The 22,668-nt window shown below is 66.0% G+C and carries 20 protein-coding genes and 1 pseudogene; 13 read left to right on the forward strand and 8 right to left on the reverse strand.

Features of this window, described 5'->3' with window-relative positions:
* The first annotated feature begins 77 nt into the window (after positions 1-77).
* Positions 78-1,610, forward strand: coding sequence for an alpha/beta hydrolase family protein (locus H7J73_RS31890; protein ID WP_264071848.1), 1,533 nt, complete (start codon positions 78-80; stop codon positions 1,608-1,610).
* 100 nt (positions 1,611-1,710) lie between these two features.
* Here the strand turns inward: H7J73_RS31890 and H7J73_RS31895 are convergent, their stop codons facing one another.
* Complete coding sequence (locus H7J73_RS31895) at positions 1,711-2,490, reverse strand: TetR/AcrR family transcriptional regulator (protein WP_435405618.1); 780 nt, start codon at positions 2,488-2,490, stop codon at positions 1,711-1,713.
* An 811-nt stretch (positions 2,491-3,301) separates the two neighbouring features.
* Here H7J73_RS31895 and H7J73_RS31900 point away from each other — a divergent pair.
* The 3 genes from H7J73_RS31900 to H7J73_RS31910 are packed head-to-tail and all read left to right on the forward strand — an operon-like array spanning position 3,302 to position 7,352.
* Positions 3,302-4,822, forward strand: a complete 1,521-nt coding sequence (locus tag H7J73_RS31900; protein ID WP_264071850.1) for a hypothetical protein — start codon at positions 3,302-3,304, stop codon at positions 4,820-4,822.
* Between the two features lie 10 nt (positions 4,823-4,832).
* On the forward strand, positions 4,833-6,056 hold the full coding sequence (locus H7J73_RS33785; protein ID WP_264071851.1) for a cysteine peptidase family C39 domain-containing protein: 1,224 nt from the start codon (positions 4,833-4,835) through the stop codon (positions 6,054-6,056).
* A 36-nt stretch (positions 6,057-6,092) separates the two neighbouring features.
* Positions 6,093-7,352 (forward strand): cysteine peptidase family C39 domain-containing protein, encoded by a 1,260-nt coding sequence (locus tag H7J73_RS31910; RefSeq protein ID WP_264071852.1) that lies wholly within the window; start codon positions 6,093-6,095, stop codon positions 7,350-7,352.
* A gap of 129 nt (positions 7,353-7,481) precedes the next feature.
* On the opposite strand, the gene H7J73_RS31915 is transcribed toward H7J73_RS31910, so the two are convergent.
* Positions 7,482-8,096, reverse strand: a complete 615-nt coding sequence (locus H7J73_RS31915) for a TetR/AcrR family transcriptional regulator (RefSeq protein WP_264071853.1) — start codon at positions 8,094-8,096, stop codon at positions 7,482-7,484.
* A 136-nt stretch (positions 8,097-8,232) separates the two neighbouring features.
* Between H7J73_RS31915 and H7J73_RS31920 the strand changes: the two genes are divergently transcribed.
* Together H7J73_RS31920 and H7J73_RS31925 are read left to right on the forward strand one after the other, a co-directional pair.
* A complete protein-coding gene (locus tag H7J73_RS31920; RefSeq protein ID WP_264071854.1) occupies positions 8,233-8,616 on the forward strand; it encodes a nuclear transport factor 2 family protein in 384 nt (127 codons plus the stop codon).
* Positions 8,580-9,671: a TIGR03857 family LLM class F420-dependent oxidoreductase gene (locus H7J73_RS31925; protein WP_435405622.1), complete on the forward strand. Its 1,092-nt coding sequence runs from the start codon at positions 8,580-8,582 to the stop codon at positions 9,669-9,671. The genes H7J73_RS31920 and H7J73_RS31925 overlap by 37 nt, the downstream gene beginning before the upstream one ends.
* A gap of 25 nt (positions 9,672-9,696) precedes the next feature.
* Here H7J73_RS31925 and H7J73_RS31930 read toward each other — a convergent pair whose 3' ends face one another.
* The gene (locus H7J73_RS31930; protein WP_264071856.1) at positions 9,697-10,116 is read right to left on the reverse strand and encodes a lipocalin-like domain-containing protein; all 420 of its coding nucleotides are present in this window, start codon (positions 10,114-10,116) and stop codon (positions 9,697-9,699) included.
* A 292-nt stretch (positions 10,117-10,408) separates the two neighbouring features.
* On the opposite strand from H7J73_RS31930, the gene H7J73_RS31935 reads away from it, so the two are divergent.
* On the forward strand, positions 10,409-11,644 hold the full coding sequence (locus H7J73_RS31935; RefSeq protein ID WP_264071857.1) for a cytochrome P450: 1,236 nt from the start codon (positions 10,409-10,411) through the stop codon (positions 11,642-11,644).
* A 14-nt stretch (positions 11,645-11,658) separates the two neighbouring features.
* On the opposite strand, the gene H7J73_RS31940 is transcribed toward H7J73_RS31935, so the two are convergent.
* A complete protein-coding gene (locus H7J73_RS31940) occupies positions 11,659-12,582 on the reverse strand; it encodes an alpha/beta hydrolase (RefSeq protein ID WP_264072021.1) in 924 nt (307 codons plus the stop codon).
* A gap of 65 nt (positions 12,583-12,647) precedes the next feature.
* Here H7J73_RS31940 and H7J73_RS31945 point away from each other — a divergent pair, with 65 nt between their 5' ends.
* The 3 genes and pseudogenes from H7J73_RS31945 to H7J73_RS31955 all read left to right on the forward strand — a co-directional run.
* The gene (locus H7J73_RS31945) at positions 12,648-13,277 is read left to right on the forward strand and encodes a TetR/AcrR family transcriptional regulator (protein WP_264071858.1); all 630 of its coding nucleotides are present in this window, start codon (positions 12,648-12,650) and stop codon (positions 13,275-13,277) included.
* A 30-nt stretch (positions 13,278-13,307) separates the two neighbouring features.
* Positions 13,308-14,288 carry an SDR family NAD(P)-dependent oxidoreductase gene (locus H7J73_RS31950; RefSeq protein ID WP_264071859.1) on the forward strand — a complete coding sequence of 327 codons (981 nt, stop codon included), beginning with the start codon at positions 13,308-13,310 and terminating at the stop codon, positions 14,286-14,288.
* 3 nt (positions 14,289-14,291) lie between these two features.
* Positions 14,292-15,283 (forward strand): annotated as a pseudogene (locus H7J73_RS31955) (APC family permease); the annotation flags it as partial.
* Between the two features lie 42 nt (positions 15,284-15,325).
* Here H7J73_RS31955 and H7J73_RS31960 read toward each other — a convergent pair.
* Both H7J73_RS31960 and relZ read right to left on the reverse strand, forming a co-directional pair.
* Positions 15,326-15,571 (reverse strand): hypothetical protein, encoded by a 246-nt coding sequence (locus H7J73_RS31960; RefSeq protein WP_264071860.1) that lies wholly within the window; start codon positions 15,569-15,571, stop codon positions 15,326-15,328.
* A gap of 117 nt (positions 15,572-15,688) precedes the next feature.
* Positions 15,689-17,413 carry a bifunctional ribonuclease/(p)ppGpp synthase gene (relZ, locus tag H7J73_RS31965; RefSeq protein ID WP_264071861.1) on the reverse strand — a complete coding sequence of 575 codons (1,725 nt, stop codon included), beginning with the start codon at positions 17,411-17,413 and terminating at the stop codon, positions 15,689-15,691.
* A gap of 59 nt (positions 17,414-17,472) precedes the next feature.
* On the opposite strand from relZ, the gene purB reads away from it, so the two are divergent.
* Genes purB through H7J73_RS31980 form a run of 3 tightly spaced genes read left to right on the forward strand, consistent with a single transcriptional unit; the run spans position 17,473 to position 21,068 of the window.
* On the forward strand, positions 17,473-18,900 hold the full coding sequence (gene purB, locus H7J73_RS31970; RefSeq protein ID WP_264072022.1) for an adenylosuccinate lyase: 1,428 nt from the start codon (positions 17,473-17,475) through the stop codon (positions 18,898-18,900).
* 4 nt (positions 18,901-18,904) lie between these two features.
* Positions 18,905-20,131: a cytochrome P450 gene (locus tag H7J73_RS31975; RefSeq protein ID WP_264071862.1), complete on the forward strand. Its 1,227-nt coding sequence runs from the start codon at positions 18,905-18,907 to the stop codon at positions 20,129-20,131.
* Position 20,132: 1 nt separating this feature from the next.
* Complete coding sequence (locus tag H7J73_RS31980; protein WP_264072023.1) at positions 20,133-21,068, forward strand: tellurite resistance/C4-dicarboxylate transporter family protein; 936 nt, start codon at positions 20,133-20,135, stop codon at positions 21,066-21,068.
* Positions 21,069-21,078: 10 nt separating this feature from the next.
* On the opposite strand, the gene H7J73_RS31985 is transcribed toward H7J73_RS31980, so the two are convergent.
* Both H7J73_RS31985 and H7J73_RS31990 read right to left on the reverse strand, forming a co-directional pair.
* On the reverse strand, positions 21,079-21,936 hold the full coding sequence (locus tag H7J73_RS31985) for a type IV toxin-antitoxin system AbiEi family antitoxin domain-containing protein (RefSeq protein ID WP_264072024.1): 858 nt from the start codon (positions 21,934-21,936) through the stop codon (positions 21,079-21,081).
* Positions 21,937-22,027: 91 nt separating this feature from the next.
* A complete protein-coding gene (locus H7J73_RS31990) occupies positions 22,028-22,642 on the reverse strand; it encodes a hypothetical protein (RefSeq protein ID WP_264071863.1) in 615 nt (204 codons plus the stop codon).
* Positions 22,643-22,668: the final 26 nt, after the last annotated feature.

A 22,668-nucleotide genomic window follows, 5' to 3' on the forward strand; every position in this document is an offset into this window, starting at 1 on the left:
TTTTCCCAAACTGTTCACAGCTGCGTCGAAATCCTCTAATTTGACGCTTGTCAACAAAATCGAACTTGGGGGACTGCGTGGCGCACTTGTCAATGTGGATGGGAGCGGGCGTGCTGGCAGCAGGAGTCTCTGCCGCACTGATCGTCGGAGCCGATGTTGCGAGCGCTGACACGGGGGCGGACAGCTCGACGTCCGGTACCGGCGCGAGCTCATCGGATAAGGGTGACCGGCCTGGCCCCAAGCGGTCCACGCGCCGCGCCAGTGATTCGTCCGGTCAGAACAAAACCGCTGCCAAGCAGGCGCGCGACGGGCAGGTGGTGGCCCAGCAGAACATCACTGCACCGGCTGCTGCGGAGCCCGAGGCCGCTGCTCCGGAGCCGTTGTCCAGCACCGTGGTAGGCGGGTCTGTGGTCAGTAAAGCGTCCGCGCCGCGGGTAATGTCAGCGACCCTCCAGTCGGCGGCCGTGCCGGCCGCCGCTGCCCCAACGGTAACGCTGCAGCTGCCGCCGTTGCCGGACTTCGTCCAGTCGGTGGTCTTCGACTTCATCGGCGTGGTCGTCACGATTGCGTCCGGGGCACCTGCGGTACCTCCGGGCAGCAATGTCACCGTGAAGAGCTCGACCTTGGAGCTCGCCCAAGGCCACACCGTGCCCGCCGACTGGTACTACCCGGACACCGATGAGCCGCCGCAGCGAATGATCCTGCTGCAACATGGGTTCCTCGGGGTGGGTGCGATGTACAGCTGGACCGCGGCGTACCTGGCGCAGAGCACCAACAGTGTGGTCGTCGTTCCCACCCTCTCGTCGAATCGGTATGTCCAAGGCGGGTTCTGGCTGGGCGACGACCAGGTGTACCGGGCGACCGCCAACTTGTTCCTGGGTGACCGCGACGCGCTGACAGCCAGCGCGCTGGCCGCGGGCTATGCCAAGAAGTACGGCGCCGGGGTACCACTGCCGGACCAATTCGTTCTGGTCGGCCATTCGCTCGGCGGCGGTGTGGTCTCCGGTGCCGCCGGCTACTACGCCGAAGCGGTCGCCGCGAGTGGGGCCGAAAACCAGCTGGCCGGAGTCATTCTGCTCGACGCGGCGCCGCCGGGGAACGTGCTGCCCGACGCGCTGGACAAGCTGGACGGACTCGGTATCTACGTTCCGGTGCTGGAACTGGGTGCACCCAAGGCCGCCATCAGCAAGGTGGATGTGGCGTTGAACCAACACCGGCCGGGCAGCTTCAACGGTGTTGTGCTGGCCAACGGTATGCACCTGGATGCCATGCAGGGTGGCACCTGGCTCATCCAGTGGGCCGCGCATGTGATGTACGGCGGGCCGTCTACACCGCAAAACCTTTCGGCTGCACAAACACTCATCGCGGGCTGGGCCAACGACATGTTCGCAGGTGGCATCGATCCGGCAACCGGACAATGCCAGGGGACCGGATGTGTAGGCATTTACGGAGGCTTGGGACAAACACTTGAGATTGCCACCCCTGATGGACCTGCCTCCGGGGCCGTGATCGGCGCCGCGGCATCGTCGACCGAGTTTCAACCGCTGCCGGCGACCTCCCTGATCGCCGCGCGGGCACCGGTGCCCTCGGGTTTGCTCCTTCGAGTCTGACCGGGGCTGGACCTCCGTATTGAGATCGGACAGTAACGCCAACGGTGGGTTCGTGACGGACGGCGGGGTTTAGCCGGCCGGCGGAGGCCGCACCGGGGTGCTAGTTGGTTGCCGCCGCTCTATTCCGCTGGCGTACCGACGATTTCGTCGTCTTCCCGGAACCTTTGGACTTCGGACCCGTTGCGATCAGTCGCTCGGCATGGTCGAGGATGCAGTTGAGCGCGTATTCGAAGTTCGCGTCATCGGTGGTGGCAATCCGGTGCAGGCCGTCGGCGGTCGCCTTCGCCAGCAAGGGGGTGCTCTCCGGGTCGATCGCCATCCGGTCGTCGAGTTGCGCGCCGGTGCCATCGGCCGAGGCCAGGTTCTTTTCGTAGAGCCGTTGCAGCACCACCGAACCGCGAACGTGTACGGAGACTGCCGAATACGTTTCGAAGGCGTCCTCGGCCGAGAGGCCGGCCTCGACCAGGCTGGCAATCGACTTCTCCACCTCGAGAACCCCCAGCTGGGCGGCCTTCGGGCTGAGGGCGGACCGGATCAAAATCAGATCGCACAGGATCGGGTTGCCCATGAACGTCTTTCGCATCGTCCAGGCGTGGTTGTGCAGCGTTTCGCGCCAGTCGTCGGCTGCGACGTACGGGGTGGCGAAGACGTAGGTGCGCAGCGCCTGATCGGTCATCGCACTGAGCAGGTCGTCCTTCTTGCGGAAGTACCAGTAGATGCTCGTGACGCCGACCCCGAGGTGGCGGCCGAGTAACGGCATGCTCAGGTTGTCGATGCCGACCTCTTCGGCAAGTTCGAACGCCCCTTTGATGATGTCATCGGGGTTGATGGAGCCGCGCTCGCGTCGTTGCCGCTTATCGGTGGTTGCCTGCTTTGCCACGAAGGCACCTCCATCGACGTTCATCCCGCGTATGCAGGGCCCCCGAGTTCCTGGGGTGATTGGTCAAATTTACCGGCTACCGTGGGGTGAATGTGTCTACGCGAGCATCTCCCCGTCCAGCAGCACCGTCAACCTTACCGGTAGCCATCCCGTCGACAGGTTCCACAACAGGCCCCTGAGACGAGTGGCACAATGCGGATTCGGCGTCTACCTGCATGCTTACTATTACTGTAGTAAGTACAGTACGAGTTCCGGTATACCAAGACGTTGGTGACGGAGCGGCCGTCGGGCGCGCTTTCGGGCAGGTGCATCGGCGCTGGGATGGCGAGCTCAACATCCTGGTCAACTCTGCCGGCCCGAACGTCAAGGGCAATCAGTCCGCCGGACCCAGTGGCTCAGAGCGCAACCCGCGAAGGTAAGCACAATCTGAACGAGTAGCTAACCCCTTGCGAACTCAAACTCGCGCTGTTCTCGCTTGTGTCGCAGTCGAGATGGCCTCGCTGGAGGCGTGACCGGGCTGCTATCGGGTGCGGGCTTGACGGCCTCACGCCGATGGGTGTTGAAGAGTTCCGCTACGCCAGTGCGGTTTCCGCTGATTCATCCGGAAGGGCCGCTGGTGGCTATCGGGTGGCGATGTGCGTCCTGGCCCTGGTCTGCCGCCCGCGCCGAGCTCTGGCGAATATTGACGATGCCGGAAACTTTTTCTTGACGGCTATATAGCAAAGCCATACATTAATCGTGCTCTTTCACAGCAAGCGCACAGCACGCTCACCTGGGCCGGGTGAGTGACACCCGCAGGAGGGGATTCATCGTGTCCACAGACCGCCCGACACAGCCAGGTGCACTGCGTCTTCCAGCGCGGCACTATCTCGCCACCGGAGTCGCGGGGGCCGCGATGGTCGGGGTCGGTGTCTTGTTCGCCTCCGCGCCCGATCAGCCGACGCCGGTGACGATGGGAATCCAACTCGCCTCGACGGAGTCGCCGCTGCCGCTGCCGCCCACGACCTGCTTGGTCGAGAGCCCCGGTTGTGGCAGCGCGCCCGCCGCGAACGCCCTTGTCGGGGCTGGAGCTACCGGAGCATCGCCGCTGGATCTGCAGCCGATAATCGGCCAAGGTGGCTGGCTGATCGGTGATGGCATCGACGCTGTCGAGGGTTGCGTCGGAACTGCCTGCAACGGCGGCAACGCCGGACTGCTCTGGGGTAGCGGCGGCGATGGCTTCGACGGCGGTAAGGGCGGCAACGCCGGACTGTTGTTCGGCGACGGTGGTGCTGGCGGTCGCGGTCTGGACGCTGTCTACAACGAGAACGGACAGCGGACCGCCCCGACCAAGGGTGGCGATGGCGGTCGCGGGGCAATCCTGTTCGGCAACGGCGGGGCCGGTGGCGACGGCGGCAAGGATGAGAACAGTTTGGATTCGACCGTCGCCGGTGCGAATAATGCCGTCGGCGCAAAGGGCGGAAGTGGCGGTGTCGCAGGTCTTTTCGGCGGCAACGGCGGTGACGGCGGATGGGGCGGCGACGCCTACTCGGCGAACGGGAACGCCACTTCCGGTGTGGGCGGCAAGGGCGGAGCTGCAGCGAGCGGGTCCGGCGGTTGGGGTGGTGACGGCGGCAACGCGCAGGCCAACGTGGGCAACGCGGTCGGCGGAGCCGGAGGTCTCGGCGGAGACTCGGTCAACGGCAATGGCGGTGAGGGCGGTTGGGGCGGTGACGCTGCTGCTTATGGAAAGGGCACGACGGCCACCGGCGGTGCCGGTGGGACAGGCGGCAGCACCGTGGTCGGTTCCGGAGGCTACGGCGGCAGAGGTGGCGAGGGCGATGCGTACACCGACGCCGACGGCGTCGGTGGTGACGGCGGCGCCGGCGGCAGCGCCGTGGTCGGCAATGGCGGCAAGGGCGGCAACGGCGGCTTGGCCAATCCGGTCAACGGAGATGCCACCGGCGGCCAGGGCGGAGCTGGTGGCAGTTCGGCGGTGGTCGGCGCGGGAGGCGCGGGCGGAGCTGGCGGCGACGCGGACATCGAGGGTGTCGAGCAGGAAGTGACGCTCCCGGGCGGCGGCACCGTCACTGTTATCGGGTCACTCGGCAACGGCCAGGGCGGTAACGGCGGAGTGGGCGGCCGCGGCGGCGTGCTCGCCGGAACCGGCGGTGCCGGCGGTGCCGGCGGTAGTTCGAGCGTTCCGGCGATCATGCCGGATGGTAAGGGCGGCAAGCCGACTGCAGGGACCGGTGGTACCGGTGGAGCCGGCGGAGTGGGCGGTGCACCTGGCAAGAAGGGCGCCAACGGCAGTGCGACGCATCGTTCGGACAATTCCGGCGCCGGCAACTGACATGCGGAGCGTGAAATCCATCGCGCGGACCAGCGCCTGCTCGTTCGCTCTCGGTGTCGGCCTGGCCATCGCTGCCGGTGGTGGCGCGGCGGTGGCCGATGCCTCTCCGATCGACAGCGGTTCAACCTCGTCCGCCAGTCCGGCGGCGTCCTCGGGGAACACCGGGGCGGGCGCACAGTCGTCCTCGGCGCAGGCCCGTCGCGGCCAGCCGTCGTCGACAGCTGGCCCGTCGCGGCTGTCACCCCAGTCCGGGCGAGTGAGTGCGCAGTCGACCAAGGCCGTGTCCGATGAGGTCTCGGCGGCCACGAGTGTCGTCAGGATCGCCAGATCGTCAGGGCCGGCCGTGGTCAGGGCGGCCGGCGTCATCGCACCGCCGGTGACACCGAACGTGCCGGTGTCGCCGACGGCACCGGTGACGCAGACGGTCGTCGGCGCGGTGACATCGGCCGCGCGTGACGTCGAGCAGGGCCGGATGTACGGCAATCCGGCATTGAACTCCAAGTACTGGGTCGCGCAGTCGTCGTCGAACTGCGTACTGATGGCGACGGCGATGGTCATCGGTCAGCTCACCGGTAAGACGCCGACCGAGGCGCAGATCGTGTTCGAAGCCTCGACCACGCCCAGCGTCGATCCGGACCGCGCGGGCCGGAACATGTACCTGGGCCTGAAGAGTAACGAGGGCGTCGACAGACAGGACGCGATGAAGCTGTTGGCCAACCACGGGATCAACAGCACACTGACCACCTACCCCGGTGACCCCGACGCGGCCCTCGAGGTGGTGAAGGCTGCGCTGGACCGCCCCGACCAGGCCGTCATGGTGTCGATTGATGCGGACTACATCTGGAGCCGTCTGGACCCGCGTCAGCGGCCAACCGCGGACGTGGCCAACACGACCAACCACATGGTGGCGCTGGTCGGAGTGGATACCAGCACCAACACCGTCTACCTCAACGACAGTGGCTGGGACACCGTCAATCCCGCGACCGGCAGGCCGTGGGGACAGAACGAGGCGGTTCCGCTGGATGTCTTCATCAAGGCCTGGAGTGCAGGTGACTACCGCACGATCGTCGCCACGGCAGACGGTGACCCCAAGCCTCAGACCGCATGGGTCAATATCGCACCGCGTCGCGACACGCTCCATTACACGGTGAACACGCCGAGCAGCCTCAGCGATCTGCGCACCGAGGATCCCGACGCGGCCGCACACTGGGTCCATTACCGCAATAACGCCTGACCGGTCGGTCCATCACCGAAAGCCCAAGGAGCAGAGATGAAGTCAGCGAGATCTGTGGCCCGGACCGGGGCATGTGCGTTCGCTCTGGGTGTGGGGCTTGCGCTTGCCGCCGGCGCGGGGGCGGCCGACGCGAACGCGGCTCCGGCCGGCGCGGGGTCATCGAGCGGTTCGTCATCGAATACCGGCGCGTCGGCCTCGGGTGACGGCTCATCGTCGGTGACGGGACATCGTCGTGCGCAGGGGGCGAAACCGTCCGTCGCGGCGCGAACGACGGTCGCATCTTCGTCGGCGCCGACCACCAAATCGGTCACCGTCAGAACGGCGGAGTCCGGCGAAAGTCGTTCGGCCGCAGTGTTCTCTGCCACCGCTCAGAGCGGTTCGGCAGCCGACATCCCGGCATCGCTGACGCGGCGCAGCGTCAGTCGTAGCAGCCTGTTGGCGCCCGCTATCGGCGGCACGACCACCGCGCCGGTGTCGCCCGCCGTGCCGGTACCGGCTACTCAGCCCCTGGTGGACGCCCTGGGGCTCGCCGCGCGCGAGGCCGAAGGCCGGATGTACGGGAACCCGACCCTCAATTCGAAGTACTGGGTGGCCCAGCACTCGATGAACTGCATGCTGATGGCGACTGCAGCCGTGATCGGTCAGCTCACCGGTAAAACGCCCACCGAACCCCAGATCGTCTTCGAGGCGTCCACCACACCCAGCGTCGTCGTCGAGGGCACGAACATGTACCTGGGACTGAAGAGCAACACGGGTGTCCGCACCCAGGATGCTCTGGCGCTGCTGCGAAATCACGGCATCAGCACCGATCTGACGGCATACACCAACAGCGACGCCGCGATGGAGGCCCTCAAGACCGCTATCGACGATCCGGACAAGGCTGTGATCGTCGCCGTCAACGGCGGTGTCATCTGGCACGCGACCTACGGCAGCGATCTGCCGCCTAACGCCAACGTCGCCAACCACGCCGTGGTCGTCATCGGGGTGGACACCGCCAACAACATCGTGCACCTGAACGACAGTGGGATGAGCGATCAGTTCAACCAGGCCACCGGCCGGCCGTGGGGTCAGGACCTGCAAGTCCCGCTGGATGACTTCATCCAGGCGTGGAAGACCAGCAACTACCTCCTGATGAGCGCCTCGGTCACCGCAAACCCGGAACCGCGCGCAGCGTGGGTCGACCTGGCTCCACGCCGCGATATCGCCAACTACCTGGTGAATACTCCGTTCGCCCTGGGTGACTTGCGCAACACGGATCCGGATGCGGCCGCCCACCTGGCGCACTACCGCAACTAGGCCGGAATTCGGCCGGTCAGGCGCTGACGAACGCCGGCGGTTCGACCGCGGTCGGGTCTGAATTGGCGATCGGTAAGCCCGTGAGCCGACGGCCGACGTCGGAGACGCCGCCTTCCACGAGGAGACCGCTCAGGTTGCTCCGTAATCTCGAACAGCCCGCGCGCGCGCACGTTCGAGCTCCCGGGCCAGATCGAACCGGTCTGGCATCACGATCCAGTGGAACGCAATGCCGAAACCCGCTGTGCTGATGTCGCTGACCGCCAGATCTACGTCGATATCGGGCCGAACGGAGCCGTCGACGATGCCGTTTCGCAGTCCGTCCTCGACAGCCGCTACGCCGCGCTCAAGCCAGGTCTGCAGCCGCATGCGTACCGGTGAGGTGGTCTTGACCGCCTCGAAGGTCATGACGAACATCGCCCGCAGAAAGTCTCGGTCTTCGGCATACAACTCCTGTATGCGGCCGAAATGTGCCACCGCGTTGTCCATCCCGGTAGCGGCGGGCTGAGGTCCTGGCAGCACGCGCTGCACGTAGCCGTGCTCAAAAAACGCGTCCAGGATGGCGTCTTTGCTGCCGTACCGCGCGTGCACCATGGCCCGGCTGTAGCCGGCGCGGCGGCCGATCTCCGCGGCTGTGGTTGCCTCCCAGCCTTTCTCGGTAATCAACTCGGCGGCCGCCTCGACGAGGCGACGGCTGGAGATCTCGACGCGCTGCGGTTGAGTGAGACCGCGGGCGGGAGAAGGCACCCTTGCATATTAGACATGCAGCAATTATGTTGCTTGTCTTGCGTCAAATATCCACAGAGGGAGTTCGGGATAGCGCACCGGCTCGGCGGCTGCGCCCCGAAGCCATCGACAAGATCGAGGCCCTGGAGGCATGCAGGTGAGCACGACGACCAGAACTGCACGTGAGGTGGTCGAGCTCTACAACTTTGTGGTCTGGAATCAGCGCAACTTCGCTCTTGCCGAGGAACTGCTGGGAGACAGCGTGATCCGGCATGACGTCGGCGAGTCACATCGTCTGACCCACGAGCAGGCCGTCGCCCGGATCGCCGACCGCTGGGAGATGTTCGAGAGCATCCGATTCGATCTCAATCTCGTCGTGGCCGGCGACGACGATGAACACGTCGCAATCGTGTACCAGTCGCCCATGACGTTGAAGGACGGCACCGTCGCGACTGTCGGGAGTATGGAGATCTTCCGCGTGGTCGACGGCAGAATCACCGAAGTCTGGAATTGTGGCTACAAACAAGGAGTTTGGCAGTGACGCAAGCGCGGGTGCTCGACGAACTGGGTTACTACCTGCTGGCAGGAGCTGGTGGGGAAGGCCCGGCCGCGCTCATGGACGAGGCTCGTCGCGGTGAGGAACTCGGCTTCGGTACGGCGTTCATCTCCGAACGGTGGAACGTCAAGGAGGCGTCGTCGCTCACCGGCGCGGCCTGCGCGGTGACGAGCAGGATGCAGATCGCCACCGCTGCAACCAATCACAACACGCGCCATCCCCTCATCACCGGCTCGTACGCCACCACCATGCACCGGCTGTCCAAGGGCCGGTTCACCCTCGGTATCGGACGTGGTATCGCTGCGATGTACAACGCCTTCGGGGTGCCCGCGGTGACCACGGCGCAGATGGAAGACTTCGCGCAGGTGATGCGCAGGCTCTGGCACGGGGAGATGATCTTCAACCACGACGGGCCCATCGGGAAGTACCAGATCCTGTTCCTCGACCCAGACTTCGATGAGGACATCCGGCTGGGCATCGTCGCCTTCGGTCCACAGACACTCGCCCTCGGCGGCCGGGCATTCGACGATGTCATCCTGCACACCTACTTCACGCCAGAGACGCTGCAGCGGTCGGTGAAGACGGTCAAGGACGCCGCAGAGCGGGCCGGGCGCGACCCGGACAGTGTGACGGTGTGGTCATGTTTCGCCACAGTTGGGGATCATCTGCCCGAGGAGCTGCGGCTGAAGAAGACGGTGGCACGGCTGGCGACCTATCTGCAGGGTTACGGCGATCTACTGGTCAGTACCAACGGGTGGGATCCGGCTGTCCTGCAACGCTTCCGGGAAGACTCGGTTGTTCAGTCCATACCGGGTGGAATCGACCACAAAGCCAGTGCCGATCAGATCGAACATATCGCCACGCTGATCCCCGACGAGTGGCTGGAGCCCTCGGCCACCGGGTCGGCCGAACAATGTGTGGCGCGGATCAGGCAGGAACTCTCGTACGGAGCCGACAGCGTCATCCTGCACGGTGCGACGCCCGATGAGCTCGAACCGATCGTCGCGCAGTACCGGATCACCGACACGGTTCGGTCGTGAACGTATAGGACCCGGCAGCGGCGTGCTACTCCTTCAGTACCGAAGGTCGCCGCCACGTCAGCGTGCTCACCGTGGTGCGATCGGCTTCGGTCGTGCTGGCCGACAAGATCAGCAGTCCCGCCTCCAGGTGTACCTGTCGAATCTGCGGTTGGTGCAACAACTCCGGCATCGTCGCCATCTGCATGTCGTGGCGCACGCTCGATGACTGCTCATCGAGATGAAACGGGCCGCTGTAGGCGATGTAGGCAGAGATCTCGGTGTCGGCATCGGCCTGCGGGGCCAACTGTGCCGACATAAAACCGTCCTCGGTGTAGAGGATGAGTCCCCGCGGGCGTTCGCCCAGCGGGTGGCGGAGGTCGCCGGTGGCCGCGTCGCGGGCAACGAAGGACTCCAGCTCCCAGGTCCCCAGAATCGCGTTGCGCAGCAAGGATATCGGTGTCTCCACCGATTCATCCTAGGGCTCGGCCCGCAGGTTCAGGCTCATATCGGCAAACGCGTCGGGATGCCGTGGCGCGCGCCGGCCCGATGTTCGTGGTTGCCGGGCGCGACGACCACGAAATGGCGTCGGCCGCTCGCGCTTTGCCTCAACAGATCGCGTTGTTCGTGCAGGGAGGGTGCATGAGACCGCGCTCGGTGCCGTCGGTGCCGTCGGTGCCGTCGGTGCGGAGTGCTGCGAGCAGCTCGCAAGCTCCGGAATTCAATACCGTAACTATTACGGGAGTTGCTACAGTTGCGCGATGTCCCATCCCGTCGCCGACGGTGCTGCAGCGGTGTTCGCTGATCCGAAGGCCTATACCGATGAGTCACGCCTGCACGCGACCCTGGCTCACCTACGTGTCACCGCCCCGGTATCCCTCGTCGATGTGCCCGATTTTCGGCCGTTCTGGGCAATCACCAAGCATGCCGACATCATGGCGATCGAGCGGGACGACGCACTGTTCACCAATTCCCCGCGACCCGTCCTGATGACGGCCGAGGCGGACGCGCAACAGGACGCGATGGGGATCAGCACTCTGATTCACATGGATGACCCACAGCACCGCGTGGCGCGGGCCGTCGGCGCCGACTGGTTCCGGCCGAGGGCCATGCGCGCGTTAAAGGTCCGAGTCGACGAGTTGGCGCACACGTTCGTCGACAGGATGGTCGAAGCGGGCGGAGAATGCGACTTCGTCCAAGAGGTGGCAGTGAATTTCCCGCTCTACGTGATCATGTCGTTGCTGGGGTTGCCGGAGTCGGACTTTCCGCGGATGCTCAAGTACACCCAGGAACTCTTCGGCAGCGATGACGAAGAACTCCAGCGCGGCACCACCAAGGAGGAGCAGGGAATGGCCCTGTTCGAGATGTTCACCTACTTCAACGAACTCACTGCGGCCCGGCGCGCGACGCCCACCGAGGACCTGGCGTCGGCGATCTCCAACGCACGCATCGACGGCGAGCCGCTCTCTGATATCGACACGGTGTCCTACTACGTCATCATTGCCACCGCCGGACACGACACCACCAGCGCCACGATTTCCGGCGGATTGCAGGCGCTCATCGAGAACCCCGATCAGCTACAGCGGCTGCGTGACGATCCGGCCCTGATGCCGCTGGCCACCGAAGAGATGATCCGCTGGGTCACCCCGGTCAAGGAGTTCATGCGGACTGCGCGTGCGGACACGGTGGTGCGTGGCGTACCGATCGCCGCGGGCGAGTCGGTGCTGCTGTCCTACGTGTCGGCCAATCGCGACGAGGACATCTTCGTCGATCCCTTCCGCTTCGATATCGGCCGGGATCCCAACAAGCACATCGCTTTTGGCCACGGCGTGCATTTCTGTCTCGGGGCGGCGCTGGCCCGGATGGAGGTCACCAGTTTCTTCTCCGCGCTGATCCCGCGACTACGGTCCATCGAGCTGGCCGGCAGGGCCGAACATGTCGCGACGATCTTCGTCGGCGGGCTCAAGCACTTGCCGATCCGCTACTCGCTGTCGTGAGCGTTGTTCGCGAACTAGGCCGTGAGAAGCGGTGCCATCCAGTTCAGTTCGGCGGGCAGTTGCTCGCTCCAGAACGCGCCGTCATGCCCACCGGGGGAGAAGCCGCCGGACGGTGGGGTGGGTAACTGCGCGATGAACTGCTTGGTCGCTGAATAGAACGGATCACTGTTGCCGCAGTCGATCCTGATCGGGATCGAAGCCAGCGCGGGCAGGCCGTACACCGTGTTGGCGGCGAAGTCATCGGACCCGTCGAAGGCCCCGGGTGCGGTGGCGCCGGAGGACATCCACAGGGCCGGGCTGACCGCGGTGATTGCCGCGGTGCGGGCGGGTCCGAGGCGAGCCCCCAGCAGCAGGGCTCCGTAGCCGCCCATCGACCAGCCGAGGAAGCCGACGCGAGAAATGTCCAGGCCCTGGCCCGCTAACATCGGGATGAGTTCGTCGAGCACCATCGACCCGGTGTCATCCCCGGAAGCCCGCTTGTGCCAATAACTTCCGGCTCCGTCCACACTGACGACCGCGAACGGCGGGAGCCCCGCGTCGACCAGCTGGGCCAGCCCCTGCTCGACGCCGCCCGCCATCACGCTGGCTGCACTGCCCCCAAGGCCGTGTAAGGCGATCACGGGGCGCAGCGCCGTGGTCTGGCCCGGTGGCCGCGCGATCGCCCAGTTGGTGTCGATGCCCCCGCGCGCCGCGGAGGCGAACGATCCGGTGACCATCGTCGGCGCCGCGGTGGCTACCGGCGCCGGCTCCAAGGGAACAGGCGCGACGGGCGGGGCGAGTGGAGCGCCGATACCCGTCATCGACACCGGCGGGCCGGCGACGGTGGGCCCGGGGCCGAGCAGACCGCCGAGCGCGTAGGCGCCGGCGGCCCCCGCTGCTGCCCCGGCGCCGAGGCGCAGAACAGTGCGACGGCTCACCTCTGGCATGCGGGCCATCATGCCATCGGGGCGGGGTTTGCCCGAAAGTGCCCGCGTGACCTGGGCTGCTGGCAGCATGGTTATCCGTGACAGCAGCAGTCACTCCCAAGGGAGAACGCCGACGGTGTGCACTGGTCAGTGCTGCCGCCGAGTTGCTGTGCGAAGGAGGTTTCGAGGCGGTGCGCCACCGTGCCGTTGCCAGCAGGGCCGGGTTGCCGCTGGCATCGACCACCTACTATTTCTCCTCGCTGGATGACCTGATCGCTGCAGCCGTCGAGCACGTCGGGATGCAGGAGGCCGCGCTGTTACGCAACCGAGTGTCGACCCTGTCGCGCCGCCGCCGGGGCGCCGAGTCGACGGCCGACGTTCTGGTCGATCTCCTGGTCGACGATTCCCCTGGCACCGATCCGAGTGAACAGCTGATCTCCCGGTACGAGCGCTACATCGCCTGCGCCCGCCAGCCGGCCCTGCGGGATGTCCAACGCCGGATCCTGCGACAACGCAGCGCCGCAGTCCGCGAAGCGGTCGAACGGTCCGGGCGATGTGTGCGGACCGAACTGTTGTCGGCCCTGATGTGCGCGGTCGACGGCGCGGTGGTTTCGGCGTTGGTCGGCGACGGCGAGACGCCGCGAGCGACCGCGCGGGCCACCCTGATCGACGTGATCGATGTGCTCGCGCCCTACGACGTGGGCGCCAAACGGGCCGCCCGGGTTTGAGTGCAGAGCCGCAGGGCAACCTCCTCGATCATGAATCTCGCTACCTCGCTGGTTGACGCTGCGCTGGACCGCTCAGTCGTCTTCGGATACACAAAAATTGGCTCTCAGCTGCGCAGGCGGTGGTGGGCGGATGATCCAGGCAGGCAGGCGCTGGCGGGTAAGCGAGTGGTGGTGACCGGGGCAACATCGGGTCTCGGAGAGGCGATGGCGCAGTCCTTCGCCGAGCTCGGTGCCACGGTTCATCTGGTCGGCCGGAACGCGGAGAAGGTGCGTCGGTCGGCCGCGACGATCCGCAGCAGCGTGCCGTCGGCGGTCATCGTCGAGGAGTTGTGCGATGTCTCCGACCTCGAAGCTGTCCGGGCCTGGACCGCCGACCTGGCCGCCCGGGCTCCCGCCGTGCACGGTTTGGTGCACAACGCCGGATTGATCCCGTCCGAGCGGGCAGAGTCGGCGCAGGGTCACGAGGTGCAGTTGGCCACGCACGTGCTCGGCCCCCATTTGATGACCGAAGGGCTGCTGCCGCTGCTGATGGCCGCCGGCGGAGCGTCGGTGGTCTGGATGTCCTCGGGCGGGATGTATACCTCGCCACTGATCGACGACGACCTGGAATACCGCACCGGTTACAGCGGCATCCGCGCTTACGCCCGCACCAAACGCATGCAGGTGGTGCTTGCCGATGCGTGGGCGCGTCGGCTGGCCGGATCCGATGTCCGGGTCGAAAGCATGCACCCGGGCTGGGCGGAGACGCCCGGTGTCGCCGAGAGTCTGCCTCTGTTCCGGGCGATCACCCGCCCGCTGTTGCGCGACGCCGTCGACGGCGCCGACACCGCGGTCTGGCTGGTGGCGACGCGCCCCCAGTCGACGCCGGGCCACTTCTGGCATGACCGCATCCAGCGGCCGACCACGGTGGGATGGCAGCGCGGTGAGGATCCTACGAAGGTGGGCAATTTTCTGCGGCAGGTTTCGCAACTGACCGACACCCCCGAGGACTGGCCCGGTTTGGGGCGCTGACCACGGTTCTTCGCGTCGAATTTCTTCAAGGGCTTTGGATTCGATTGGGGCACAGTCGGAATCGTCGCGGTCGCACTGTTCTTCATGGTGATCGTCGCAGCGGTGAACCTGCGCGGCGTGGGGGAGAGCGTCAAGCTCAACGTGGTGCTCACCATCGTCGAGGTCACCGGCCTGATGCTGGTCATCTTCGTCGGGCTGTGGGCGTTCACCCGAGGCGGGAATGTCGACTTCTCCCGCGTCGTCGCGTTCGATACCGCCGAGAACAAGAACGCCTTCCTGGCGGTCACCACGGCCACGTCGCTGGCATTCTTCGCGATGGTCGGCTTCGAGGATTCGGTCAACATGACCGAGGAGACCAAGGATCCGGTGCGGATCTTCCCGAAGATGTTGTTGAGCGGGCTCGGCATCGCCGGCGTGGTCTACATCGTCGTTGCGATCGTGGCCGTCGCCCTCGTCCCGATCGGCACGTTGGAGACCAGCGAGACGCCCTTGGTGGAGGTGGTGAAGGCGGGCGCGCCCGGCCTGCCGATCGAGCAGATCCTGCCGTTCATCTCCATGTTCGCGGTCGCCAACACCGCACTGATCAACATACTGATGGCGAGTCGGCTGATCTACGGGATGGCCAGGCAGCATGTGCTGCCACCGGTGCTCGGCACGGTGCATCCGTCGCGCCGCACGCCGTGGGTGGCGATCGCGTTCACCACCGCTATCGCGTTCGGCCTGATCTTCTACGGCAATGCCTTCGCCAATGAGAAGGCGATATCGGTGCTGGGTGGTACGACGTCACTTCTTCTGCTGGCGGTGTTCGCCGTGGTCAACGTCGCGGTGCTGGTGTTGCGGCGCGAAGTCCAGGGCGACGGCGCGCATTTCCGCACACCGACCTGGCTGCCGGTCGTCGGGTTCGTTGCCTCGTTGCCTCGTTGCCTCGTTGCCTCGTTGCCTCGTTGTATCTGGTGCTGCCGCTGTCCGGTCGTCCGGTACAGCAGTACGTCCTCACTGACGTCGAGAGCCTCGACTCAGGTCCTGGCTAGGTCGATCTAGCCAGGCAGACCCTGCTCCTCGAGCGGAAGCGGCGCGGGTCCCTTGATCGCGGGCGTGGCCACGGCGATTGCGGGTGCGGTGGGGGCCGGGGACTGGGTAATGGTCACGCCGGTCGACATCTCGGAACTCGTCACGGTGCCGGGGCCTGCTGCGGTCTGCATGATCGTGCCGCCGAGAACGCCCAGGACTACGACTGCACTACCGCCAATCAGGGCGGCCAACGTCTTCTCGCTGCTCTTCATCTTCAGATCTCCCAATTCATAGCGAACCTATGCACAGGGGTACAAGTTCTTAGAGTCCCTAGCTATTCCTCTCAGCAGAAACTTAAGGAAACTTTTTATTCGATGTGAGTAAGAGTCCTAATGGGTCCCCGGCCGCAGCTTCTCGAGTCGCGTCTGCAGCTGAGCTGCCCGATGGGCGTTCCCGGTGAGCGCCACGTACTGCTCACCGAACTGCGCCAGAAGTGCGTCATCGAGCCGGCGGACTGCGCCCGCCGGATAGCGATAACCCATTCTCGCGTCGACCCCGCCGCTGTCGAAGCTGTTGAGCAACGCCTCGAGCTCGTCGAGGGAATCGACACCCAGTTCGAGCAACAGCCCGGAGATCCAGGCGTAGTGCTCGGTGCGCGACCAGCCGGCATCGGGGAAGCGGTTCGCCAGGTAGGTGGCGAGCACCGGAGTGGCGATCCGCGGGTCCGCGAACGAAGCCTCACCGGGCTGTTCGGCAGGCGGCGAGGACTTCAGTCGCTCGCGGATCGCCGAGAACTCCCGATCGGCCAGCTCCAACAGGCCCGCGGCCAACGTGAAACGGCGGTCGAGATCGGGAGCGTCCTCCTCCGGAATCGACCCCTTGTAGCGGATGTCGTGCTCGAACTCGGCCCACGCATGCTGCAGGACGGTTCGGACCTGGATCGACGCCGGGTGCTGTTCGTCCTCGACGGCGACGAGAAGGTGCCGGCTGGCATAGCCCCAACGGCCTTCCCTGGCCGTCTCTTGGCCCATGTCACGGTCGTCGAGGAGCTGCATCTCCTCGCCGAGCAGGTTCGCCACAGTGGTGACGTCATCGCGCAGATAGGTGATGATCCGCAGACCGATCTGATCGGTGATCTCGGCCAACGGGTCGGTGTAAAGCCGCTGACCGTCCGAGCTGCGGTCCGCCTTCGCGGCGAACGAGGCCACGCTCTTGGTGCGTGCCGTCACGCTCAGATAGTTGATGCCGGCGTCGTCGAGCAGGGTGGTCACCAGGTCCAGATATCGCTCGGTGGCGTCGATGAGCGCCGGTCGGCGTTCGGCGAACATCGCGATGGCGTCGCGGACCGCGCCGGGCGTCGGCTCCGGCGGCGCAGGAAGCAGATCGGGCGGCAGGGTCGGGGTGATCGTCGCACCGGTCACGTCGTCGCCATAGACCGTGATGTCCTCAGGGCGGCGGGTCGCGAAGAGGGCGACGTAGGCGCAGACGACGGCATCAACCGGATCCTCAACCCGGCGCAGCTCGCTTTTGCGGGTGGCCAGCTGCACCTGTTGGCGCATATCGCGCCACGTGTCGCTCTCGGCAACCCGCAGTGGCGGGGAGGCCTGGGCCAGGCCTTCGATCAGATCCATCAGCCGCAGCAGCTCAGAACGCAGCTGGGCCAGATTGCGTCCGGGTTTCTGCTTGTACTTCAGGGTGCGGCCCAGCCGGAACAGCGCGACCGTCGCCGGATGCGGATAGACCTCGATCGCCCTTCTGCTCGACCGCGACTGGGTATCGATGTCCAGGTCGAGCGTGGTGGCCAGTCGCGCCGCCCGCGGAGTGCCCGCGAACTCCGGCTTACCGGTGTTCGTCGGATGCGCGCCCGCCTCGAACTTCGCGAAGTCGCGATTCAGTGCGGCCTCGCTGGGCCGCTGACCCGTCGCATTCGTCACCACCAGCGGGGCGTCGAAGGCGACCAGGCAGTCGCCCTGCACATACGGAGCCACCGCGGCCCGAATGCTCGCGTCATCCTGGGCGGCGGCGACGTGCACGAGCCGGCCGTCGTCGTCGACGACGGCGATGCCGCTGGGTTTGCGCTCGCCCCAGGCGAGATCGATGCCGACGAAGAACACAGCCCTACTCTGCCTTATCGGGTCTTGGCCCAGCCCCAGTAAGCTGGGCATTCGTGAGCATTCCCTCCGCCAGCATTCCGAATGTCCTGGCCGCCCGCTACGCCAGCGCCGACATGGTGTCGATCTGGTCACCCGAAGCCAAAATCGTCGAAGAACGCCGGTTGTGGCTGGCGGTACTGACCGCCCAATCCGAACTCGGGGTCGCTGTTTCTGAGACTGCGGTCGCGGACTACGAGCGGGTGTTGGAAGACGTCGACCTCGCGTCGATCGCCGCCCGGGAGCGGGTCACCCGCCACGACGTGAAGGCCCGGATCGAGGAGTTCAACGCACTCGCCGGTCACGAGCAGGTGCACAAGGGCATGACGAGCCGCGATCTGACCGAGAACGTCGAGCAGCTGCAGATCCGGCGCTCGCTGGAGCTGGTGTTCGCCCACGGCATCGCGGTCGCGGCCCGCCTCGCCGATCGTGCGGTGACTTACCGGGATCTGGTGATGGCTGGACGTTCGCACAACGTCGCAGCCCAGGCGACCACGCTGGGCAAGCGGTTCGCATCGGCGGCGCAGGAAACCCTCGTCGCGCTGGTTCGGCTGCGCGAGCTGATCGACCGCTATCCGCTTCGGGGCATCAAGGGCCCGATGGGCACCGCGCAGGACATGCTGGATCTGTTCGACGGCGACACCACACGGCTGGCGGCGCTGGAGTCACGGGTGGCCGGGTTCCTGGGCTTTGCCTCCGTGCTCGACAGCGTCGGGCAGGTGTACCCGCGCTCGCTCGACCATGACGTGCTCTCGGCCCTGGTCCAACTCGGTGCGGGCCCGTCGTCGTTCGCGCACACCATTCGGCTGATGGCCGGGCACGAACTGGTCACCGAAGGTTTCGCGGAAGGCCAGGTCGGCTCGTCGGCGATGCCACACAAGATGAACACCCGGTCCTGCGAACGGGTCAACGGCCTGCAGGTGGTGCTGCGCGGGTATGCGTCCATGGCCGCGGAACTTGCTGGGGCGCAATGGAATGAGGGCGACGTCTTCTGCTCGGTGGTCCGCCGGGTGGCGCTACCCGATGCGTTCTTCGCAATCGACGGCCAGATCGAGACCTTCCTGACGGTGCTCGACGAATTCGGTGCCTACCCCGCGGTGATCCAGCGTGAGCTCGACCGTTACCTGCCGTTTTTGGCGACCACCCGGATCCTGATCGCCGCGGTCCGCGCCGGGGTCGGGCGCGAGACGGCTCACGAGGTGATCAAGGAACACGCTGTCGCGGTCGCCCTGGCAATGCGCGAAAAAGGCTTGGAGCCAGATCTTTTGGATCGTCTGGCTGCCGACCCGCGGCTGCCGCTGGACCGGGCGGCACTCGATGCCGCGCTGGCCGATCGCGGAGCGTTCACGGGCGCCGCCGGTGATCAGGTCGACCGGGTGGTCAGTGCCGTCGCGGAGTTGGTCAGCAGGTACCCGGAGGCCGCGAAATACACCCCGGGCGCGATCCTGTAACACCATGGGGCTGCTCACCGGGGTGGATCTGACGGACCTGGACAACTTCGCGTTCGGCTTTCCGCATAAGCTGTTCGCCCGCCACCGCGCGGAAGCTCCCGTCTACTGGCATTCGGCCACTGAACACACCCCGGACGGTGAGGGTTTCTGGTCCGTCGCAACGTATGCGGAAAGCCTTGCGGTTTTGCGTGATCCGGAGACGTACTCGTCGGTCACCGGAGGTGCGCGGCCGTACGGCGGCACGCTGCTGCAGGACCTGTCGATCGCCGGGCAGGTCCTGAACATGATGGACGACCCGCGGCACGCACAGATCCGGCGCCTGGTGTCGTCGGGGCTGACGCCGCGGATGATCGGCCGAATCACCGACGACCTGCGGGCCCGCGCCCGGAGCCTGCTGGCGGATATCCCGGCGGATCGGCCGTTCGACTTCCTGGTCGACGTGGCTGCCGAGATACCGATGCAGATGATCTGCATCCTGCTCGGAGTGCCCGAGTCCGAACGGCACTGGTTGTTCGAGGCGATCGAACCGCAATTCGACTTCGGCGGTTCGCGGTCTGCTGAGGTGTCGCGAATCTCGGTCGAGGAGGCCGGATCGCGGATGTACAGCTACGGCCAAGAGCTGATCGCGTCGAAACGCGCCGGGCCGACCGACGACATGCTGTCGATCGTCGCCAATGCGGTGGCGTCGGACTCTGCGCCGCTGATGTCGGACCTGGAGCTGTACCTGTTCTTCAGCCTCTTGTTCAGTGCCGGCGCTGAGACCACGCGAAATGCTGTCGCCGGCGGGCTGCTGGCATTGGCCGAAAACCCTGCACAGTGGACCGCATTACGCGCCGATACCGAACTCTTGCCGTCGGCGATCGAGGAAATGGTGCGCTGGACCTCGCCATCGCCGTCGAAGCGCAGGACCGCCACCCGCGCGGTGGAGCTGGGCGGCTGCGCGATCGCTGCGGGGGACAAAGTGCAGATCTGGGAAGGTTCGGCCAATCGCGACGAACTGGTGTTCGCCGATCCCGATCTGTTCGACATCGCTCGAAAGCCCAACCCGCACCTGGGATTCGGGCAAGGAGTGCACTATTGCCTCGGCGCGAATCTGGCCAGGCTGGAGCTGCGGGTCCTGTTCGAGGAGATGCTGTCACGGTTCCACACGGTGCGGGTGGTCGAGCCGGTCGAATGGACCAGGAGTAACCGCCACACCGGCATTCGTCATCTGATGGTGGACGTTGCGTGATCTGAAACCGCCGCCGGACGTGTTCGCGGCGGTGATGGCGACGGGCATCGTGTCGATCGCGGCCGCCGATCACGGCTATCGCTGGATCAGCCTGGTACTGGCGGCGTTGGCGCTCGTCGCGCTGCCCGTCCTGACCTGGCTCTCGGCGCGGTCGATCGGCAACGTGTTCGCGATCGAGGATCCCGACGTCCTGGTGCGATTGTTCAGTTTCGTGGCGGCGTGCGCGGTGCTCGGCGCCCGGTTCGCGTCGAACCAGATCGCTCTGTGGGTGCTCGCCGCTATGGCATTGCTGAGTTGGCTGTTACTGGTGCCCGCGGTAGGCCGGCGGATATGGAAGCACCGGTGGCTCGGACTGCGCGACCGCGCTCACGGCGCCTGGGAGTTGGCAAGTGTCGCCACCTCCGGCATTGCGATCGTCGCGGCAGATCTGCGCATCGTCGTTGTGGCGCTGCTGTTCTGGGCGCTGGCCATCGCGGTGTACGGGCTGATGACCGGGTTCATCCTCTGGCGAGCTTTCCATGAGCGGCTCGACCCCGGCGGCTTCGAACCCGACGGGTGGATCCTGATGGGCGGGTTGGCCATCGCCACGCTGGCCGGCGATCACCTCCACCGGGTCTGGGCGTCCGGCGTCATCGAGATCATCACGCTGATCACCTGGGCGCTGGCGACGGCGTGGATTCCGGTGCTGGTGTACTTCGGCATTCGGCGCATCAACGAAGGCCCGGGCGCTCTGCAGTTCAGGGGTGTGTGGTGGGCCATGGTGTTCCCGCTGGGAATGTACTCGGCGGCGACTTTCGCGATGTCGGGCGAGACCCGAGTGGCGGCCCTTGCCACGGTGTCCCTGGTGTTCTTCTGGGTTGCGTTCGCGGTCTGGCTGATCGTCGCCTGCGCCGGGCTGTTGCGTCTCTTGCGATTTCGGCGTGTGTTCGACCGCTGAGCGCGAGTCGTCACGCCGAAATCGCACGTCTGACCTCGGCGATCACTCGCTCGGGATCTTCGATGAGGTCCTGCCAGGTGAAGCGCAGCACTGTCCACCCCAACAGCGAGATGCGGTTCTGACGTACTCGGTCGTTCTGAAATTCGTCGGGGCCAGTGTGGAAGGCAAGCCCGTCAATTTCGATGGCGACCTTCGACCCGGCGAACGCGAAATCGACGACATAGTCGCCGATAGGGTGGTTGGCTGTCCACCCTGTGATAGCTGCGCTTTTCATTAACCGGGCGAACAGCCGCTCGGCGGCCGAACGCGTGCCCTCGCCGGCGCCCTGCAGCAGCATTCGAGCGCGAGGTGAGCCGTATCGGCCTCTGTTCCGGAGGTGGGCTCGCCACAGCACAGGCAACTCCGGGTGACGTTGCAGCCCAGTATCCATGACTCTGGCGCCGCCCCCGCGTCGTACAGCCGCCTCGACGACCGTCAACGCCAGCGCTGTTACGCGAAGCCCGTTGTGCTCGACGATATCGACGGGTTGGAGGTCACGGCGGCGAACCGTCGATCGCGGATGCTTGCGGCCGTTCGAGTTCCGCGGCACCGTGACCTCTACGACATCGGGTTCGCGACCGAGGATGCCGTGCCACCACGCAGCGGCCAGACCGCTCGCGGCGGCGCGAGGACCGTAGGACCAGACTGCGGCCCGAATGAGTGCTGCGGTCGAGAACGGGCGGTCGTCAACGAAGTAGACGCCGTGGGCGTAGCGGCGCCAGTGCCCGGATTGCACTCGGCGGCTTATCGCACTGTGGCTGAGTCCGCACTCGAGCGCCTGAGCGAGGGTGATGACGCCGTCGTGTTGGCGCAACAGATCGTCGAGCATATGAACTTGGACCACGGAAGACGCCAAACGGTTCCGCCTGTTGCGACTTCGGCGTGCTCCCGAATGCTCAGCGGCGACGAGCACGCCGAAATCACAGTTTGCGGATACCGGCCGAGCGCAGTTCGAGGGCGGCCAGGCCACGGATTGCGATGACGTCCTCGCGGCGCCACGCGCCGACGGGGTCGAGGCTGACCGACGTGAGCTTGCGCAGCGGGCGATTCGCGAGCGCGCGCAGCGCCAGCAGCTGCTCGCCGCCCGGTGTCGAAGCGAGCGAGATCACCGTCAACTTGCGGCGCAGAAAGCGCACCCGCAGATACAACCAGGGCATGCCCACCGCCAGGATCGGCGTGGCGGCGACGGCCAGGGCCAGCACCCAGGCCAACCAGCTGGCGGTGGTATCCAGGTGGTGCCCGGCCCCGGCGAGATCGAGAGCTCCTTCACTCGCTGCAGTGAGCGGTTTGCGCAGCGTGTCGCCGATCAAGGGGATGTCGTCGGCGCTGTTACCCGCCGAGTCCAGGTTGTGGGCGATGCCATTGGCCCCGCTCTCCACCTGCCGGCCGACCTCGGCAATGGTTGCCACCGCGGAGTGCACGGCGAGCCCGACCGACACCCAGATGAACAACCACAGCGCGACGAACAGATCGCTGAGCAGCTGCATCAGCAATCGGCGGGGTGTGGTGGCATACGGCAGGAACCGCGATCTCATGGCAACGATCCCAGCACGTCGGCGGG

Origin of the sequence: Mycolicibacterium komossense (genome assembly GCF_025822605.1) — a bacterium.
Classification (GTDB): Bacteria; Actinomycetota; Actinomycetes; order Mycobacteriales; family Mycobacteriaceae; genus Mycobacterium; species Mycobacterium komossense.

What these genes read in the sequence shown, in the direction of transcription:
- H7J73_RS31985 (WP_264072024.1), bottom strand. Translation starts at nt 21,936, where the DNA reads ATGCTCGACGATCTGTTGCGCCAACACGACGGCGTCATCACCCTCGCT.
- H7J73_RS31990 (WP_264071863.1), bottom strand. Translation starts at nt 22,642, where the DNA reads ATGAGATCGCGGTTCCTGCCGTATGCCACCACACCCCGCCGATTGCTG.
- H7J73_RS31940 (WP_264072021.1), bottom strand. Translation starts at nt 12,582, where the DNA reads ATGATGGCCCGCATGCCAGAGGTGAGCCGTCGCACTGTTCTGCGCCTC.
- H7J73_RS31960 (WP_264071860.1), bottom strand. Translation starts at nt 15,571, where the DNA reads ATGAAGAGCAGCGAGAAGACGTTGGCCGCCCTGATTGGCGGTAGTGCA.
- H7J73_RS31950 (WP_264071859.1), top strand. Translation starts at nt 13,308, where the DNA reads ATGAATCTCGCTACCTCGCTGGTTGACGCTGCGCTGGACCGCTCAGTC.
- H7J73_RS31935 (WP_264071857.1), top strand. Translation starts at nt 10,409, where the DNA reads ATGTCCCATCCCGTCGCCGACGGTGCTGCAGCGGTGTTCGCTGATCCG.
- H7J73_RS31910 (WP_264071852.1), top strand. Translation starts at nt 6,093, where the DNA reads ATGAAGTCAGCGAGATCTGTGGCCCGGACCGGGGCATGTGCGTTCGCT.
- H7J73_RS31975 (WP_264071862.1), top strand. Translation starts at nt 18,905, where the DNA reads ATGGGGCTGCTCACCGGGGTGGATCTGACGGACCTGGACAACTTCGCG.